Source organism: Microbulbifer aestuariivivens, from assembly GCF_039545115.1.
GTDB lineage: Bacteria > Pseudomonadota > Gammaproteobacteria > Pseudomonadales > Cellvibrionaceae > Microbulbifer > Microbulbifer aestuariivivens.
The window spans coordinates 1-2,442 of the sequence record NZ_BAABRT010000046.1 but is presented as its reverse complement, the minus strand read 5'-3'; the positions used below and the strand labels follow the sequence as shown (position 1 = coordinate 2,442).

4 protein-coding genes are annotated in these 2,442 nt (G+C 44.2%); 1 reads left to right on the top strand and 3 read right to left on the bottom strand.

What is annotated here, in order from left to right; all coding sequences use genetic code 11:
- Nucleotides 1-112: 112 nt before the first annotated feature.
- The 3 genes from ABEA58_RS14190 to ABEA58_RS14180 all read right to left on the bottom strand — a co-directional run bounded on the left by ABEA58_RS14190 (nt 113) and on the right by ABEA58_RS14180 (nt 1,995).
- Nucleotides 113-376 (bottom strand): hypothetical protein, encoded by a 264-nt coding sequence (locus ABEA58_RS14190; RefSeq protein WP_345552549.1) that lies wholly within the window; start codon nt 374-376, stop codon nt 113-115.
- 552 nt (nt 377-928) lie between these two features.
- A complete protein-coding gene (locus ABEA58_RS14185) occupies nt 929-1,456 on the bottom strand; it encodes a hypothetical protein (protein WP_345552547.1) in 528 nt (175 codons plus the stop codon).
- Nucleotides 1,457-1,530: 74 nt separating this feature from the next.
- Entirely contained in the window at nt 1,531-1,995 is a 465-nt protein-coding gene (locus ABEA58_RS14180) for a hypothetical protein (RefSeq protein WP_345552545.1), read from the bottom strand.
- A 251-nt stretch (nt 1,996-2,246) separates the two neighbouring features.
- On the opposite strand from ABEA58_RS14180, the gene ABEA58_RS14175 reads away from it, so the two are divergent.
- The coding region (locus ABEA58_RS14175) for a transposase (protein WP_486348257.1) at nt 2,247-2,442 on the top strand (196 nt) is incomplete at its 3' end.

The following is a 2,442-nucleotide window of genomic DNA, read 5'->3' as shown; positions in this document are numbered from 1 at the left end:
CCCGCCGGGTTTTTCGTTTCTTGCCTGCATATTCAGCTTCAGCGAAGGTCAGCTGGGTCATTTTCTAGGTTCCCGGTTGGAAAACTGTATTTTGCCAGAAATGGGCTATTTTTCAGAGTTGCCCTAGGTACCTGCAACCTAAAGAGCGATAACAGCCAGCAAACAACCAGCGGTCGATGCCTGGTAGTTGGATTAAAGAAATAATGTACTTCCTTTCAAAGTTCCGTTTTGATTGCCAGCGTTGCCACTCCTCAAAGTTACCAGCCAAAAAAACATCTATCGGGTTATGTTCACCATTCCACACCGCCAAATGGATTTTGCAGTTTTCGTGGCCTAACTCAGGAAATTTCAGTGAAAGTAGTTCAAACAGTTTCATATATATTCATTATATTCAGGGTGTCTACTTTTTGTGGGCAACTCGGATACCTAACGTCTCGCATTAACGGCACGACATTTTTGCGACCGACAGCACCCACTTGTTATACGCTGTACGAGATAGCAGTACCCTTAAGCGATAAATTATTTCTGTGCATAAAGCTCGTTGATCGGTGAATTGACTACGCACTGGCGACCATCTTCGCCATTGATTGTCACGAGACCTTTGCTAAATACCCATGTCACCACTTCACTTTCACCTTCATACCAAGATTCCGAGACTTCGACATGCTCGCCCCCGGCTAGAATTGATTTCCATTCGTCAGCTTTAAGAGAGATTGTGCTTTCAGCGTCATCGTTTGCCCAGCATGCGGTAACCGAAATTTTTTTCTTGGTTCAACTTCAGTCATGATGCGAACTCCAGTTTGTGATTTCGACCGGATTCAAGACACCTAACTCCGCGTTCAGCAGCGGTCAGTGCAGGTTGACCTTTGGCATAAGCGCAGCGACCACAGAAGACTCACAACTTTGGACATCGCGCTGCAACGCCTCGTTAGCCACTGGACGCCAACTTAATTTGCAGTGCCCTGCAAATATCCGCTTTAATTTTCTTTGGGGCTATTTCAGACCAATACTTGCTCTCATGCTCCACCTTTACCGGAGCAGCTTTACAAGATTTTTCAAGCTCTGAAACTGAATATTTCATGGAGTACTCTATGGCTTCCGGCGTGACCTCTGCTGATTCATTGCGCTGATAATAGATTTTTTTTCCAGAAGTAGGATCTCTATAATAAATGAGATTATTGTTTATAATAGAGATAGCAATTCCACCTGAAAGCAGCAGCGACTGCTCTTTTGCGCTTACTATCACCATCTGATCAAGAACTTCGTACTCTATTTCGATGGTAAAACTATCACAAATTTCTCTGTCTTTCAGAAAGTTAATAGTGCGGCAGGTCAACGGATTTAATGGTTCTCCCGCTGTTACGATCTCCCACTTGCCCAATATAGGGTTTTTGCCACAGCCGAACAAAATTCCGGTGACAAAAATTATAAAAACACCCTGTAGGAAGTTACGCATGATTTTCCTTAACTGCCTAACGCTTTAAGCAGTGGCGCTTGCACGTCCACTGCTTTTATTTGTAGGCTTGATTTCTACTCGATGAACTTATAACCACTAGTTAGCGGTCCATTATTTTCTGAAGCCCAATCGCCTTTGACTTTGTATGTTATCGGTGTTATTTCGTCTCGCTCTAAAGCCTGGATTATTACGACACCATTATCTATATAAATTTCATTTACACCGCCACAGGCATTTAATGCAGGACTAAAATAAACTCCCTCCTCTACAATCGTTGCGATGGAAACAACCTCAGAACAACCGCTTCCGCCAACAGATCCTGTAATCGCGACAAGCGTTCTGCCTGCATCTGATTTAAGACGTTTGGCATTAACCGTTAAGTATTCTGTTCTCCCTATTTTTTCATTTCCAATGTTATACGTCTGGCTATACATTTCGCTAGTTATCTTGAATTCGCCTTTAACAGTATCAAAACTAACCGAGTCTGCCATTGCAGGTCCTGACAAGAATATTGAAGCGAGTACGATTTTTTTAAACATAAATTACGTCCTTTGTTGTCTACTGTTCGTGGGTAACTCGGAAGCCTAACGCGGCAAGACGCGGCTTAGTTTTTGTGCTTGTTGCACGGAAATGGGATTTCAGCGACCGTGCAAAAAGTGCACAAGGTGACGCAGGGATCTAACCCGCTTTTGCACTCACCGTGTTGTTAACAATTGATTTTATACTCGGGCAACTCTGAAAAATAGCCCATTTCTGGCAAAATACAGTTTTCCAACCGGGAACCCAGAAAATGACCCAGCTGACCTTCGCTGAAGCTGAATATGCAGGCAAGAAACGAAAAACCCGGCGGGAAAAATTCCTGGAAAGGATGGACAGGCTGATCCCCTGGGAAAAGCTGGAGCGCCAACTGGCCAAGAAGTACTCAAAGGGTAAGGCTGGACGCAAACCCTACCCACTGCCTGTCATGCTGCGTGTTCACGTCATGC

Bases quoted from the DNA above. Each gene is read 5' to 3' on its own strand.
- ABEA58_RS14190 (WP_345552549.1), bottom strand. From the start codon at position 376: ATGAAACTGTTTGAACTACTTTCACTGAAATTTCCTGAGTTAGGCCAC.
- ABEA58_RS14185 (WP_345552547.1), bottom strand. From the start codon at position 1,456: ATGCGTAACTTCCTACAGGGTGTTTTTATAATTTTTGTCACCGGAATT.
- ABEA58_RS14180 (WP_345552545.1), bottom strand. From the start codon at position 1,995: ATGTTTAAAAAAATCGTACTCGCTTCAATATTCTTGTCAGGACCTGCA.